Below are 12,795 nucleotides of genomic sequence, written 5' to 3'. Positions count from 1 at the left end.
ATCTGGACAGTGTTGACATGAGTACCGATACCGGGCGCGCGCCCAGCGCCGCCGCGCCTTTTGAAATTTCTCCCGTGCAAGAGATCGTGGCCGAGCTGCGCGCCGGGCACATGGTGATTCTTGTAGACGAAGAAGACCGCGAAAACGAGGGCGACCTCGTCCTGGCCGCCGATTTTGTCACCCCGGATGCCATCAACTTCATGGTTACCCACGCCCGTGGCCTGGTGTGTGTCACCCTTACCCAGCAGCGCTGCGAGCAGCTGCAGCTGCCCGTGATGTCCAACCAGAATGGCACCCGTTACGGCACCAATTTCATGGTGTCCATCGAGGCCGCCGAAGGCGTCACCACAGGCATCTCCGCAGCCGACCGCGCTCGCACCATCCAGGCCGCCGTGGCCCGCGATGCGCGCCCGGCCGATCTTGTTCAGCCGGGGCATATTTTTCCGGTGCGGGCAGTGCCCGGTGGCGTGCTGGTGCGTGCCGGCCACACCGAGGCCGGCTGCGATCTCACTGCCATGGCGGGGCTGACCCCCGCCGCCGTTATCTGCGAGATCCTCAAGCCCGATGGCACGATGGCGCGCTTGCCCGATCTCGTCCAGTTTGCCCAGACGCATCAGCTCAAGATCGGCACCATTGCCGATCTCATCCAGTATCGCAGCGAGCACGAAACCATGGTCGAGCGCCTGGTCGAGCGCAACGTGACAACCCCCTGGGGCGAATTCAAGGCCGTGGCCTACCGCGATCGGGCGTCCGATGCCCCCCACTTGGCGCTGGTGCATGGCGAGATCCAGGCCGATCACGACACCCTGGTGCGTGTGCACGAGCCCACCAGCGTGCTTGATCTGCTGTGCGAAGGTGCCACCAGCCACAGCTGGACGATCCCCGAGGCCTTGCGTACCATTGCGGCCGCCCCCCGTGGCGTGCTGGTGCTGCTTAACTGCCATGGCGAGGCCGATCTCCTGTTTGCCCAGTTTGATGCCTGGGCGCGCAGCCCCGATGGTGCCCCCAGCACCCCGGCCGTGCCTGATGGCGAGCGCCATGGTTTGCGCACATTTGGCATCGGCGCGCAGATTTTGCGCGATCTGGGTGTGGGCAAGGCCCGCTTGCTGGCGCGTCCGCGTAAAATGCCCAGCATGGCGGGGTTTTCCCTGACCATTACGGGGTACCATAATGAACCTGGCGTTCCCGGCGCCTCTCACTAATATGGAATCACGACTATGAACCCTTATGTGATGACCCCCGATCTCAACGGCGAAGGCCTGCACATCGGCATCGTGCGTTCCCGCTTCAATGCCCCCGTTGGCGAAGCCGAACTCCAAACCTGCCTCGACGAGCTCGCGGCCCTGGGTGTAGACGAGCGCGATGTCATGGTGGTTACCGTACCCGGTGCCCTCGAGCTTGGCGTTACCCTGGCCACCATGGCCGAAACCTTCGAGTTCGACGCCCTGATTGCCCTGGGTGCAGTGATCCGTGGTGAAACCTATCACTTCGAAATCGTCAGCAACGAGTCTGCCTCTGCCATCAGCCGCATTGCCCTCGAAACCGGCATCCCGGTGGCCAATGGTGTGCTTACCGCTGATACCGACGAGCAAGCCAATGCGCGCGCCGCCGATAAAGGCCGCGATTGCGCCCGTGCCGCGGTCGAAATGGCCAACCTGGTGTCTGCCCTCGAGCCCGAACTCGAAGACGAGGACGAAGAAGATGACGATGACGATGACGATGACGACTTCGAAGAGGACGTCGATGACTGATGCCAAGGCACGCAACGGGCGCTCGGGCGCCCGTAGTGCCCGCCGCATGGCCCGCGAGTTCGCCCTTCAGGGGGTGTACGCGTGGTTGCTGCGCGGCGGCCAGGATTTAGGCGAGCTCGGCGCCATCGACGCCCATGTGCGTGATGGCGAAGACTTCGCCCAGGCTGATACGCAGTGGTATCAAACCCTGCTGCAAGGCGCGGCTACCCAGGCCGATTCCCTGCGCCAGCAGTTTGTGCCCTACATCGATCGCCCCCTCGAAGAACTCTCGCCCATCGAGCACGCCGTGCTGCTGATTGGCAGCTTCGAGCTCATCCATCACCTCGAGGTTCCCTACCGCGTGGCCATCAACGAGGCGGTCGAGCTGGCCAAATCCTTTGGCGGCACGGATGGCTACCGCTTTGTCAACGGGGTGCTCGATAAGCTGGCCGCCCAAGTGCGCAGCACCGAAATACAGTCTGCGACGCGCCACTAGGGCGTGTGATGCCATGACGGCTGCAGGCGAATTCAATCTCATCGAGCGCTACTTCCGGCGTCCGGCACCCAGCGGCATGCTGGGGGTGGGTGACGATTGCGCGCTGCTCTCGCCGGCCCAGGGCTGCGAGCTGGCCGTCAGCACCGACATGCTGGTCGAAGGCCGTCATTTTTTTCCGGACGCCGATCCCCGGCAACTGGGGCACAAGGCCCTGGCTGTCAATTTGTCCGACCTCGCCGCCATGGGCGCGCGCCCACTGGCCTGCACGCTGGCGCTGTCTTTGCCACGGGTAGACGAAACCTGGCTGCAGAGCTTCTCCGAAGGCTTTCACGCGCTTGCCCAAGAGGCCCAGTGCCCACTGGTGGGCGGTGATACCACCGGCGGGGCCCCCGGCGTGGTGTTGTGCATCACGGTGATGGGGCAGGTGCGCCGCCATCAGGCCTTGCGTCGGGATGCCGCCCGTGTGGGCGACGATATCTGGGTGTCGGGCACTCTGGGTGCGGCCGATATTGCCTTGCGCCTGGCACAGGGCCGGTTGCCCGCTGATGCGGCCCGCCTCAAGGCAGCGCTGCCATTTTTGCAATGCCCAACGCCGCGTCTGAAGCTGGGACGATATCTGGCTGGGGTGGCCCATGCCGCCATCGATATTTCAGACGGCCTGTTGCAGGATCTGGGCCATATCCTCAAGGCCAGCCAGTGCGCGGCCGATGTCTGGCTGGATGCCTTGCCGCCCAACCCCGTGTTGCAGGGTCTGCCTCCCGAAATCCGTCAGGATGCGCTGCTGGCGGGGGGCGATGCCTACGAACTTTGTTTTACCGCGCATACGCGTCGCCGCGAGCAAATCGAAATCCTGTCGCGCCAGCTGGATCTGCCTTTGTCGCGGGTGGGCGTGGTGCGTCGTGGCCAGGGCCTGCGTGTGCTGGATGCCGACGGCCAGGAGATCCCGGTTACCCGGCGCGGCTTCGACCACTTCTCCGACAATCCGGATCATGGCTGAGCCACAGGCCTCGCCCGCGGATAAGCAGCCATCCTTGCGCCCCAGCGTCGCCTGGGTATTTAGACGCCCCGAGCGCATCCTGGCGTTTGGCTTCGGCTCTGGTTTGATCCACCCGGGCCCCGGTACCTGGGGCACGCTGCTGGGTTGGCTGCTGTGGGTGGTGTTGCTGCAAGGATTGCCCGATAGCGTGGTGGCGGCGGTGCTGCTGCTGTCGTTTGGGCTGGGTTGCTGGGCGGCCCAACGCTGCAATCAGCAACTGGGCGTGGCCGACCACGGCGGCATCAATTGGGATGAAATCGTAGCCGTCTGGCTGGTGTTGTGGCTGATCCCCACCGGGTTTGTGTCGCAACTGGTGGGGGTGGCGGTGTTTCGGGTGTTTGACATCCTCAAGCCACCACCCGTCAGTGTGCTGGATCGCCGCTGTAAAAACGGCTTTGGTGTGATGATCGACGATATCTTTGCCGCCTTTTATACTTTGCTGGTGGTGGCGATACTGCTGCGCGTGGGGGTGTTGTGATGGATCGTGATCTACGGGCCCTGGCGGGCGAGTTTGGCGCAGCACTGCGGGCATCCGGCCAATGGTGCGCCACAGCCGAATCCTGCACTGGTGGTTTGCTGGCGGGCGCCATTACGGCGTGCCCAGGGGCCAGCCAATGGTTTAACCAGGGCTTTGTTACCTACAGCAATGCAGCCAAGGTGCAGCAGTTGCAGGTGTCGGCCGACACCCTCGAGCGTCATGGTGCCGTCAGCGAACAAACCGCCATGGAAATGGCCGGTGGCGTGCTGGCGGTGGTGGGCGCTGCGCACCTGGCCTTGTCCACCACCGGTATCGCCGGCCCCGATGGCGGCACGCCCGGCAAGCCGGTGGGCATGGTGTGCTTTGGCATTGCGCGGCGGGCCCCGGCGGGCATCACTACCCGGGCCATCACCCGTATCTTTGAGGGCAACCGCGAGGCCGTGCGCCTGGCTGCGGTGCGCTTTGCCCTGCAATGGGCACTAGAAAACCTGCGCCAGAAATAAAATTTATAGCGTGGGTGCCGGGCTGAGGTCACGCATCTGGCCGGGGGTCAGGTGCTTGACTTGATTGCGGCCATTACGCTTGGCAAGATACATGGCCTGATCGGCGGTAGATAGCAAGGCGCTGAAGCTGGCTTCGGGCATCTGGCGATCATGCACCACCCCGACACTCACGGTAATTTGCAGCGGCTCGTCGCTGTTGTGATACAGACGAATGCTTTCGATACGGTGGCGCAGGCGTTCGGCCACTTGCAGGCAATCTTCGGCAGAGGTGTCAGGCAGGATCAGCCCGAATTCTTCGCCGCCCAGGCGTCCAAACAGATCATCCGGGCGGATGGCATCGTGCACCGCCCGTGCAAATTCTCTCAATATTTTGTCGCCCGCTGCGTGGCCGTGGCTGTCGTTCAGGGTTTTGAAGTGATCAATATCCATCATCACCACGCCGTTGCCACGGGGGGCCGCGGGTGATTGCTGAAGGTATTCGGTGGCGCTGCGGATAAAGGCCTGGCGCGCCAGGGCATGGGTGAGGTCGTCGTGATCCAGGGCTTGGTTAAGGGCCAGCACCAGATCGTTGCGGGCCGCCAGAGAGCCCGATACCAGCAGTGGCGTGGCCACCATCAGCTGCAGGCCGATCTGCAAGGAGATCTGATCCAGGATTGAGCCCTCGTTGGGCAGCACCAGCCCCCACTCCTGGGAATCCGCAAACATCACGCCCATGACAGCTGCCAGCGTCAGCCAGGCGGTGGTTTGCTGCTGGTAGGCGTATGCGCAGAGCAATAGTGCCGGGATCGGGAACGCAATCGCACCGGGGCCGCCCAGGCCGATAGCCAGGGCGACAGCCAATATCAGCAAGAGGATGGGCCAGGGCGTGCGCACAAACTGGACGTCTTTGATGAGATGCGTGCGATGATGGCGCCTGTCGTGCTGTATGTACTTGCTTAGGGAGGTAAACCACAGCAGGCATACGGGTAGCAGCGTGCTGTAGCCCAGCCACTGGCGCAGCAGTACCTCGGTGGCGGTGCGCAGGGGCGCCTGCGGCCAAATGTGTACCAGCAGGCCCGCCAGGGCGGTACTTGCCGAGGCCGCCAGGCTGGCCACCAAGATCTTGGTGATGGCTTGATGAGTGCGAAGGTGCTCCAGCCGCCAGACACGCGCCAGCAAAAACCAGGCCACAAACACCCCGCTGAGATCCACTGCCGTATTTAACAGGCCGGAGGCCGCGTTGTGATACCAGAGCCCGTAGGCCAGCAGCACACCCGGCACCAGCATCAGCCAGGCCAGGCATTGGTGTTTTCGGGGCAGGCATAGCAGCATCCCGGCCAGCAACGCAGTGGCCGGCCAGAAGCCCACCGGCCCGAATGCGGGCCGGAGCATAAGACTGATGTCGATCAGCAAGTATGCAATAACTGCAATCGGAACGACTCGCAGCAGTTGTCGCGTACCAAACTGGCTACGGGAGAAAATGCCTGACATGATCGGTCGATTTTACTGAAACAAATAATTTCAGTAATACTTTCCAGACATCTTGGTGAGGCTTATGTAGTGGTTAGAAGTAGATAACGCTAACTATGCGTTTTCTGCATAGAATTTTGTTTTCTTGCAACAGTTGTCAGAGAGCCAGGCGGATGGCATCGCGCGTGGCCTGTGCCGCCTGGCCGGCGGCTTGTGCCCATTGTTCGTCGTTGCGCGCGTACAAAATGGCGCGCGATGAGTTGATCATCATCCCCGTGCCCTGGGCCGTGCGCCCGGCACGCACGGTGGCCGGGATATCGCCCCCCTGGGCGCCGATGCCCGGGATCAACAGCGGCATGTCGCCCACCCGGCGGCGTACCTGGGCGATTTCATCCGGAAACGTGGCGCCCACCACCAGCGCGCATTGGCCCTGGGTGTTCCAGAACCGCGCGACTTGGTCGGCCACGTGCAGGTACAGTGGCGTGCCATTGGACAGGCGCATGTCCTGCAAATCGGCCCCGCCCGGGTTGGACGTGCGGCACAAAATGATGACCCCGCGGTCGCCGTAATCAATATAGGGCTGGACGGAGTCGCGCCCCATGTACGGATTGACGGTGACGGCATCGGCTTGATAGCGCTCGAAGGCCTCGCGGGCGTATTGGGTAGCCGTGCTGCCGATATCGCCACGCTTGGCATCCAGCACCAGCACCCGGTCGGGGTACTGCGTGCGGATGTAGTCGCACAGGTCTTGCAACTGGTCTTCGGCCCCCAGGGCCGCGAAATAGGCGATCTGTGGCTTGAAGCCGCACACAAAGGGCGCGGTGGCATCGACAATCCCTTTGCAAAATGTCAGTACGCCATCCGGGCGGTCGGCCAGTTCGGCGGGAAACCGGCGCAGGTCGGGATCCAGCCCCACCATCAGTTGAGAATCCTGGTAGTGCCAGGCGCGGGCCAGCTTTTCGGTAAAGGGTAGGGTCATGGTCTTGAGAAATCAGGAAGCTAGGCAGATACCCAGCGTGGAATCAGTATGGAGGCCCAGGTGGCGGCAGTAAGCAGCAGCATCAGCAGTACCGCTGCACTGCCAATGTCTTTGGCGCGGCCCAGCAAGGGATGGTGATCAGTGCTGATGGCATCGGCCAAGGCTTCGATGGCCGAGTTCAGCAGCTCGATAATCAGTACGCCCACCACCATGCCTGTCAGCAGCAGGCGCTCGAGGGGCGTATGGCCCCACCACAGGCCCAGCGGGATCAGTACGACTGCCAGTACGGTTTCTTGCCGAAACGCAGCCTCGTGGCGCCAGGCGGCGCCCAGGCCCTGCATGGAATACCGAAACGCCCGCACAATGCGCTGCAGCCCGCCCGTGCTTTTGTAGGGAGAAGGTGAGGTCATGGTGTGGTGGGTGTGGATGGTGGATGCATTGTAGAGGATTGCTGATCGCTGGCGCGATTGCTGTTGATGGGGTCGGGCAGGGTTTGTCGGGTCAGGAGTTCCACAAACCGGTTGGCCAGCATTGAGGGCGCCAGGGCCACCGAGCGCACCAGTGTGACATCCACCGGGATGGCGGGGCGCAGTTCTCGCACGGCCAGTTGCCCGGCAAAGGTATTGGCCACAAACGGATTCACTACGCCCACCCCCACACCGGCGGCCACCAGGGCACAGATGGTAAGCGAGGAGTTGGTTTCGACAAGGGTGTCTTCGTGCCGCTTGCCGGCGCGCAGCCGGGCCCGCATGGCCACCATGATGTCATCGTTATCGTCCAGCAGCACCAGGCGGTGTGCTTGCAGGTGCTCGAGGCTGAGGCTGCGCTGTCTGGCCAAGGGGTGCCCCAAAGGCAGCACGCACACGGCCTGGGTGCTGAGCAGGCGGGTGGACGATACCTCGGCGTTTTCGATATGTCCGGTGGTGAGCACAAAATCGATCAGGCCCTGGCTGAGATAGTCGCGCAGCTGCGCCGTGCCGAAGGTTTGCAGGCTGATGTAGACCTCGGGATTTTGTCGGGTGAACTCGGCCATGACGTCAGGCAGCAGGCCTGCGGCCAGGGTAGGGGTGCTGCCAATGCGTAAAACACCGGTGCCCGATTTGCGCAGCACGTGCACCGCGGTTTCGATTTTTTCCAGGCCTTCGAAGTGACGCCGGACAGACTCGTACAGTTGACGGCTTTCTCGGGTGGGCCGCAGCCGCCCGTTATAGATATCGAACAGTTCCAGGCCGGTGGCCAGGCGCAACTCGGACAGGCGGCGGCTGATGGAAGGTTGCGTGGTGTTCAGCACCTGCGCGGCCCGCGTGGTGGTGCCGGTTTCCATCACTGCCTTGAACGCCTGAATCTGCTGGAAATTCAGAGATCTAGCCATAGAAAAAGACTCGGATTATGTATATCAATATTGAATAGTATAGGCGGAAAATAGAATTATCCCGGATGGGTGTCGATCCCTATAATCGTTTGAACCTGTGTTGCTTAAGACCTCACGCTTCCTCTTTTTCTGACGATCCCGCCGACATGACGTTCCAATCTTCTTCTGCGCACTTCTGCCCTGTTCGCCGCCTTGGCGACGGATCCCGGCATCATTTTTTTGGCTATTACGACAAAACGGTGTGGGATAAGGCGGACCGTCTTGTGTTGGCCAACCAGGTGGAAATGATGACGGCGGATCTCACGCCGGATCTGCAGGCCGAGGTGGGCTATTTTGATACTGCGGATCAGGATCGCTACCATGTGTGTGGCCAGACCACCGCCTGGAACTGGCAAATGGGTTGCCAGCTGCAGTGGCTGGACGGTGCGGATGGCTTGCAGATAATCTACAACGTGCGCCGGGCGTCTGCCCAGGGCCCGTATCCCGGCTTTGGCTCGGCCATCCACCATATTGAAACCGGCAACACCCGTTACCTGGATTGCCCGATTTACGTAGCTGCGCCCAATAGCCGCTATGCGCTGAGTGTGGATTACAGCCGCCTGTATGTCACCCACGAAACCATCGGCTACAGCGAGCCCACCGGCCGGCGCCAAGACTTGCCGCTGTATCCGGAAGACGACGGCATCCATTCGATTGACCTGGCAAGCGGCGAAACCACCTTGCTGGTCAGCTATGCCGACTTGCGCCGGTTTCATCATCGCCCGTCGATGGACAAAGCCCTGCATTGGGTCAGCCACATCGAGATCAATCCGGCCTCATCGCGGGTTCTCTTTCTGCACCGCTGGACAGAACGTGTCGAGGACGAAACCTGCTTCTTGCATCGCCTGATCACGATGGATCCGGACGGCGGCAATATGCGGCTGCTGGAGTGCTCGGACCATCCCTTGCCGCAGCTGGCCGATGATTTTGACCCCAATGCGGTGGGCACCTACGATTACGAGAAGTCGGAATACCAGATCTCGCACCCCTTGTGGCGGGATGACCACCACATCATTGTCTGGGCACCCCACAATGGCAGCATTCATTATCATCTCTACGAGGATGCCGACCAGGGCCGCGTAGAGATCATCGGCAAAGGCATCCTTACCGAAAACGGCCACATGACGTTTTCACCGGTAAACACCCGCTGGCTGCTGACCGATACCTATCCGGATCCCGACACCAACGAACGCATCCTGATTTTGTACGACTGCGACAAGCAGGTGCGTCACGATTTAGGCAGTTTTTATACAGACCCCGATTTGCGCAAGGAAAACCGCTGCGACCTGCACCCGCGGTGGAGCCGCGACGGGCGGCAGGTTTGTATTGATTCTGTGCATGAACATCAACGCCAGATGTATCTCATCGACGTGAGTGCGCTGCTTGATGCCGATTAATCCCCAACACGCCCAATAACACAACACCAGGAGACACACCATGAAACGCACTTTTTCACTCACGGGAGTTGCCCGCCAGGCGGCGGCTGCCTCGCTGATCGCCGGGTTCTTGCCCGGCTTGGCCCTTGCCGCGGATTTCACCGGCACGCTGGAAAAAATCAAGAACGATGAAACAGTGGTGGTGGGCTTTCGTGAAGCCTCGATCCCGTTCTCTTACTATGACGATGCCAAGCAACCCATCGGTTACTCCATCGACTTCACCAAACATGTGCTGGATAACCTGCGCACAACCCTGAACCTGCCCAACCTTAATGTGCGCTGGTTGCCGATTACCTCGCAAAACCGGATCTCGCTTCTGCAAAACGGCACCATCGATTTTGAGTGCACCACCACCACGCACAATGCCTCGCGCGAGAAGCAGGTGGCTTTCTCCAACAGCCTGTTCATCATCGGCACCCGTCTGCTGGCCAAGAAAGACTCCGGCATCAAAGACTTCAGCGACCTCAAGGGCCAAACCGTGGTGGTGGGCGCCGGCACGACATCCGAAATCATTTTGCGCAAGCTGAATGTGGATGAAAAAATGGACATGCGGATCATCAGTGCCAAAGACCACTCCGAGTCTTTCCTGACGCTGTCCACCGGGCGGGCCAAGGCAATGATGATGGATGATGCGCTGCTGGCCGGAGAACGCGCCAAAACGCGTAACCCGCAAGACTACGTCATCACCGGCACACCGCAGTCTTATGAAGCCTACGGTTGCATGGTTCGCAAGGGCGATACGCAAATGAAGCAGCTGGTGGATCAGACCATTGCCAAGGTTGAAACCTCGGGCCAGGGTGCGGAGATCTATAAAAAGTGGTTCATGACCCCGATCCCGCCCAAACAGGTCAATCTGGATTTCCCGATGTCGGATGCCATGAAGCGTTTGTTTGCCCAGCCCAACGACAAGATCAACCCTGAGGCGAAATGAATTACCACTGGAACTGGGGTGTCCTGCTTGAGCCGGTAGCCACCGGCGAGGGCGGCACCTACCTGGGCTGGATCCTGCACGGTTTTTTGCTGACAACAGCACTGACCTTCTGTGCGTGGATCCTGGCCCTGGCGCTGGGCACCTTGTTTGGCGTAATGCGCACGCTGCCTGGGCGTACGCCCCGGGTGGCGGGTGTCACGTATGTGTCCATTTTTCGCAATATCCCGCTGATTGTGCAGTTTTTCATCTGGTACTTTGTGGTGCCCGAGCTGCTGCCGGTTTCTTTGGGCGATGCCATCAAAAGTGCGGCGCCCATGACCCAGTTTTTTGTCACGTCCGTGCTGGCACTGGGTGTATATACGGGTTCGCGTATCTGCGAGCAATTGCGGGCCGGGATCCAGGCGCTGGCGATTGGTCAGGTAAAGGCGGGCCAGGCGATGGGCTTCACCCTGGTGCAAACCTATCGGCATATTATTTTGCCGCAGGTGTTTCGGCGCATCTTGCCGCCGCTTACCTCCGAGTTTCTGATCATCTCCAAAAACTCTGCGGTGGCCTCCACCATCGGGTTGCTCGAGCTCAGCGGCCAGGCGCGGCAACTGGTGGATTACACCGCGCAGCCCTACGAGTCCTTCATCCTCGTGACACTGGCGTATGTCGTCCTTAATTTCCTGATTATTCAGATCATGAGCCTGATCCGCCGCTGGACGGCGCGGCCAGGCCTGATGGGCGAATAGGAGCCAGCCATGCTGTATTTTGACTTTTCTTCATTGCTGGATGCGTGGCCCATTTTGGCGGCGGGTGCCTGGATCACTTTTAAAGTGACGCTGGTGGCCATTGCCTGCGGGATTGCCTTTGGCACCGTGCTGGCCATGGCAACCGTCTCCAAGGTGCGCGGCCTGCATGTCTGTGCGCAAGCCTACATCACCCTGTTTCGCTCGATTCCGCTGGTGATGCTGCTGCTGTGGTTTTTTCTGGTGGTGCCGCAGATCCTCAAGGCAGTGTTTGATCTCTCGCCCAGCATCGATATCCGCCTGGTATCGGCCATGGTGGCGTACTCGATGCTGGAGGCTGCCTTTTTTGCCGAGATCATCCGTGCCGGCATCCTGGGGCTTTCGGCTGGGCAGTTTCAGGCTGCCCGTGCCTTGGGCATGACGGCTTTGCAGTCGTTTCGGCACATCATTTTGCCGCAGGCGTTTCGGGCGATGCTGCCCATCATGCTGACGCAGTGCATCGTGATTTTCCAGGATACGTCTTTGGTGTATGTGATTGCCCTGGGCGATTTCTTCAGTAACTCGGTCCGTATCGGCGAGCGTGACGGCACAGTGGTGCAGATGCTGCTGTTTGCAGGCTTTGTGTATTGGGCGATCTGCGCCCTTCTTAGCGCACTGGTCAAGCTGGTGCAGCACCGCACGCGTCAGGCATAAGCCTCAAATTTTTGCCCGGAGAATTCCGAGATGATTGAACTCAATAATGTTTCAAAATGGTATGGCAAGTTTCAGGCCCTCAGCAACTGCAGTGTGTCTGTCAATGCTGGCGAAGTCGTTGTTTTTTGCGGGCCGTCGGGCTCTGGCAAATCCACCCTGATCAAACTGATCAATGGCCTGGAGGCGTTTCAGGAAGGGGATATCTTGTACAAGGGCCAGTCGATTCGCTCGGGCGATATCCGCCTGCCCAGCCTGCGCAAGCGTATCGGCATGGTGTTTCAGCACTTCGAGCTCTTTCCCCATCTGTCGGTCTTGCAAAACCTGACGATCGCGCAAGAGAAAGTGCTGCGCCGGCCCCCGGCCGAGGCAAAGCGCAAGGCCTTGGCGTTGCTGGAGCGCGTGGGGCTGTCCGCCCAGGCGCAAAAATATCCCTCCCAGCTCTCGGGTGGGCAGCAGCAACGCGTGGCCATAGCCCGCTCGCTGTGCATGGATCCAGAGGTCATGCTGTTTGACGAGCCCACCTCGGCGCTGGATCCAGAGATGATCAACGAGGTGTTGGCCGTGATGGTGGAGCTGGCACAAGAGGGCATGACCATGCTGTGCGTGACGCACGAGATGGGATTTGCCCGCAAGGTGGCCGACAAGATCGTCTTTATGGATGCCGGGACAATCGTCGAAACCGACACGGTTGAGGCGTTTTTCAATGCGCCCCGATCCGACCGCGCACGGGATTTTCTGGAGAAAATCATCCATTGATTCTTCTTGTGCTGTGGCAAAGAGCTGCGGCACAAGGTTGCGGCACAAGGTTGCGGCAGAAAAACAAACCCCGCCGGGCATGCGCCTTGTGAACTGACCCCCAAAAGTTGGACAGTCGAGGGTTAAGTGGCCAAGGCCTGATTTCGGTATTGAACCGGACTCAGGC

At 60.6% G+C, this 12,795-nt stretch carries 15 protein-coding genes; 11 read left to right on the top strand and 4 right to left on the bottom strand.

From position 1 onward, the window contains the following. The first annotated feature begins 17 nt into the window (after window positions 1–17). From ribBA to ABS758_RS04040, 6 genes are read left to right on the top strand one after another with little or no spacing between them, the layout of a single operon-like run. The gene (gene ribBA / locus ABS758_RS04065) at window positions 18–1,202 is read left to right on the top strand and encodes a bifunctional 3,4-dihydroxy-2-butanone-4-phosphate synthase/GTP cyclohydrolase II (protein ID WP_350380878.1); all 1,185 of its coding nucleotides are present in this window, start codon (window positions 18–20) and stop codon (window positions 1,200–1,202) included. Between the two features lie 15 nt (window positions 1,203–1,217). Further along, window positions 1,218–1,751 carry a 6,7-dimethyl-8-ribityllumazine synthase gene (gene ribH / locus ABS758_RS04060; protein ID WP_350380877.1) on the top strand — a complete coding sequence of 178 codons (534 nt, stop codon included), beginning with the start codon at window positions 1,218–1,220 and terminating at the stop codon, window positions 1,749–1,751. Continuing rightward, window positions 1,720–2,226 carry a transcription antitermination factor NusB gene (nusB, locus tag ABS758_RS04055; protein WP_350380875.1) on the top strand — a complete coding sequence of 169 codons (507 nt, stop codon included), beginning with the start codon at window positions 1,720–1,722 and terminating at the stop codon, window positions 2,224–2,226. Before ribH ends, nusB begins: the two co-directional genes overlap by 32 nt. A gap of 13 nt (window positions 2,227–2,239) precedes the next feature. Continuing rightward, a complete protein-coding gene (thiL, locus tag ABS758_RS04050) occupies window positions 2,240–3,223 on the top strand; it encodes a thiamine-phosphate kinase (RefSeq protein ID WP_350380873.1) in 984 nt (327 codons plus the stop codon). After that, a complete protein-coding gene (locus ABS758_RS04045; RefSeq protein ID WP_350380871.1) occupies window positions 3,216–3,740 on the top strand; it encodes a phosphatidylglycerophosphatase A family protein in 525 nt (174 codons plus the stop codon). Before thiL ends, ABS758_RS04045 begins: the two co-directional genes overlap by 8 nt. Then, entirely contained in the window at window positions 3,740–4,243 is a 504-nt protein-coding gene (locus tag ABS758_RS04040; RefSeq protein ID WP_350380870.1) for a CinA family protein, read from the top strand. The genes ABS758_RS04045 and ABS758_RS04040 overlap by 1 nt, the downstream gene beginning before the upstream one ends. Before the next feature lie 3 nt (window positions 4,244–4,246). On the opposite strand, the gene ABS758_RS04035 is transcribed toward ABS758_RS04040, so the two are convergent. The 4 genes from ABS758_RS04035 to ABS758_RS04020 form a co-directional block, all read right to left on the bottom strand. After that, complete coding sequence (locus ABS758_RS04035; protein WP_350380868.1) at window positions 4,247–5,713, bottom strand: GGDEF domain-containing protein; 1,467 nt, start codon at window positions 5,711–5,713, stop codon at window positions 4,247–4,249. 136 nt (window positions 5,714–5,849) lie between these two features. Continuing rightward, window positions 5,850–6,671, bottom strand: coding sequence for an orotidine-5'-phosphate decarboxylase (gene pyrF / locus ABS758_RS04030; RefSeq protein WP_350380866.1), 822 nt, complete (start codon window positions 6,669–6,671; stop codon window positions 5,850–5,852). 20 nt (window positions 6,672–6,691) lie between these two features. Continuing rightward, window positions 6,692–7,081: a diacylglycerol kinase gene (locus ABS758_RS04025; RefSeq protein WP_350380864.1), complete on the bottom strand. Its 390-nt coding sequence runs from the start codon at window positions 7,079–7,081 to the stop codon at window positions 6,692–6,694. Then, the gene (locus tag ABS758_RS04020) at window positions 7,078–8,043 is read right to left on the bottom strand and encodes a LysR family transcriptional regulator (protein WP_350380862.1); all 966 of its coding nucleotides are present in this window, start codon (window positions 8,041–8,043) and stop codon (window positions 7,078–7,080) included. The genes ABS758_RS04025 and ABS758_RS04020 overlap by 4 nt, the downstream gene beginning before the upstream one ends. 146 nt (window positions 8,044–8,189) lie before the next feature. Here ABS758_RS04020 and ABS758_RS04015 point away from each other — a divergent pair, with 146 nt between their 5' ends. The 5 genes from ABS758_RS04015 to ABS758_RS03995 are packed head-to-tail and all read left to right on the top strand — an operon-like array spanning window position 8,190 to window position 12,629. Next, a complete protein-coding gene (locus ABS758_RS04015; RefSeq protein WP_350380861.1) occupies window positions 8,190–9,479 on the top strand; it encodes a hypothetical protein in 1,290 nt (429 codons plus the stop codon). Between the two features lie 40 nt (window positions 9,480–9,519). Next, the gene (locus ABS758_RS04010; protein WP_350380859.1) at window positions 9,520–10,449 is read left to right on the top strand and encodes a glutamate/aspartate ABC transporter substrate-binding protein; all 930 of its coding nucleotides are present in this window, start codon (window positions 9,520–9,522) and stop codon (window positions 10,447–10,449) included. Beyond that, entirely contained in the window at window positions 10,446–11,183 is a 738-nt protein-coding gene (locus ABS758_RS04005; RefSeq protein ID WP_350380858.1) for an amino acid ABC transporter permease, read from the top strand. Before ABS758_RS04010 ends, ABS758_RS04005 begins: the two co-directional genes overlap by 4 nt. A gap of 9 nt (window positions 11,184–11,192) precedes the next feature. Further along, window positions 11,193–11,873, top strand: coding sequence for an ABC transporter permease subunit (locus tag ABS758_RS04000; protein WP_350380856.1), 681 nt, complete (start codon window positions 11,193–11,195; stop codon window positions 11,871–11,873). 30 nt (window positions 11,874–11,903) lie between these two features. Continuing rightward, a complete protein-coding gene (locus ABS758_RS03995; RefSeq protein ID WP_350380855.1) occupies window positions 11,904–12,629 on the top strand; it encodes an amino acid ABC transporter ATP-binding protein in 726 nt (241 codons plus the stop codon). Window positions 12,630–12,795: the final 166 nt, after the last annotated feature.

Origin of the sequence: Castellaniella sp. FW104-7C03 (assembly GCF_040276085.1) — a bacterium.
In the GTDB taxonomy this organism is placed as follows: Bacteria; Pseudomonadota; Gammaproteobacteria; order Burkholderiales; family Burkholderiaceae_B; genus Castellaniella.
This window is presented reverse-complemented; position numbering and strand designations above follow the sequence as displayed.

Coding starts and splice junctions, on each gene's coding strand:
- ribBA (WP_350380878.1), top strand. CDS start 18: ATGAGTACCGATACCGGGCGCGCGCCCAGCGCCGCCGCGCCTTTTGAA.
- ribH (WP_350380877.1), top strand. CDS start 1,218: ATGAACCCTTATGTGATGACCCCCGATCTCAACGGCGAAGGCCTGCAC.
- nusB (WP_350380875.1), top strand. CDS start 1,720: ATGACGACTTCGAAGAGGACGTCGATGACTGATGCCAAGGCACGCAAC.
- thiL (WP_350380873.1), top strand. CDS start 2,240: ATGACGGCTGCAGGCGAATTCAATCTCATCGAGCGCTACTTCCGGCGT.
- ABS758_RS04045 (WP_350380871.1), top strand. CDS start 3,216: ATGGCTGAGCCACAGGCCTCGCCCGCGGATAAGCAGCCATCCTTGCGC.
- ABS758_RS04040 (WP_350380870.1), top strand. CDS start 3,740: ATGGATCGTGATCTACGGGCCCTGGCGGGCGAGTTTGGCGCAGCACTG.
- ABS758_RS04035 (WP_350380868.1), bottom strand. CDS start 5,713: ATGTCAGGCATTTTCTCCCGTAGCCAGTTTGGTACGCGACAACTGCTG.
- pyrF (WP_350380866.1), bottom strand. CDS start 6,671: ATGACCCTACCCTTTACCGAAAAGCTGGCCCGCGCCTGGCACTACCAG.
- ABS758_RS04025 (WP_350380864.1), bottom strand. CDS start 7,081: ATGACCTCACCTTCTCCCTACAAAAGCACGGGCGGGCTGCAGCGCATT.
- ABS758_RS04020 (WP_350380862.1), bottom strand. CDS start 8,043: ATGGCTAGATCTCTGAATTTCCAGCAGATTCAGGCGTTCAAGGCAGTG.
- ABS758_RS04015 (WP_350380861.1), top strand. CDS start 8,190: ATGACGTTCCAATCTTCTTCTGCGCACTTCTGCCCTGTTCGCCGCCTT.
- ABS758_RS04010 (WP_350380859.1), top strand. CDS start 9,520: ATGAAACGCACTTTTTCACTCACGGGAGTTGCCCGCCAGGCGGCGGCT.
- ABS758_RS04005 (WP_350380858.1), top strand. CDS start 10,446: ATGAATTACCACTGGAACTGGGGTGTCCTGCTTGAGCCGGTAGCCACC.
- ABS758_RS04000 (WP_350380856.1), top strand. CDS start 11,193: ATGCTGTATTTTGACTTTTCTTCATTGCTGGATGCGTGGCCCATTTTG.
- ABS758_RS03995 (WP_350380855.1), top strand. CDS start 11,904: ATGATTGAACTCAATAATGTTTCAAAATGGTATGGCAAGTTTCAGGCC.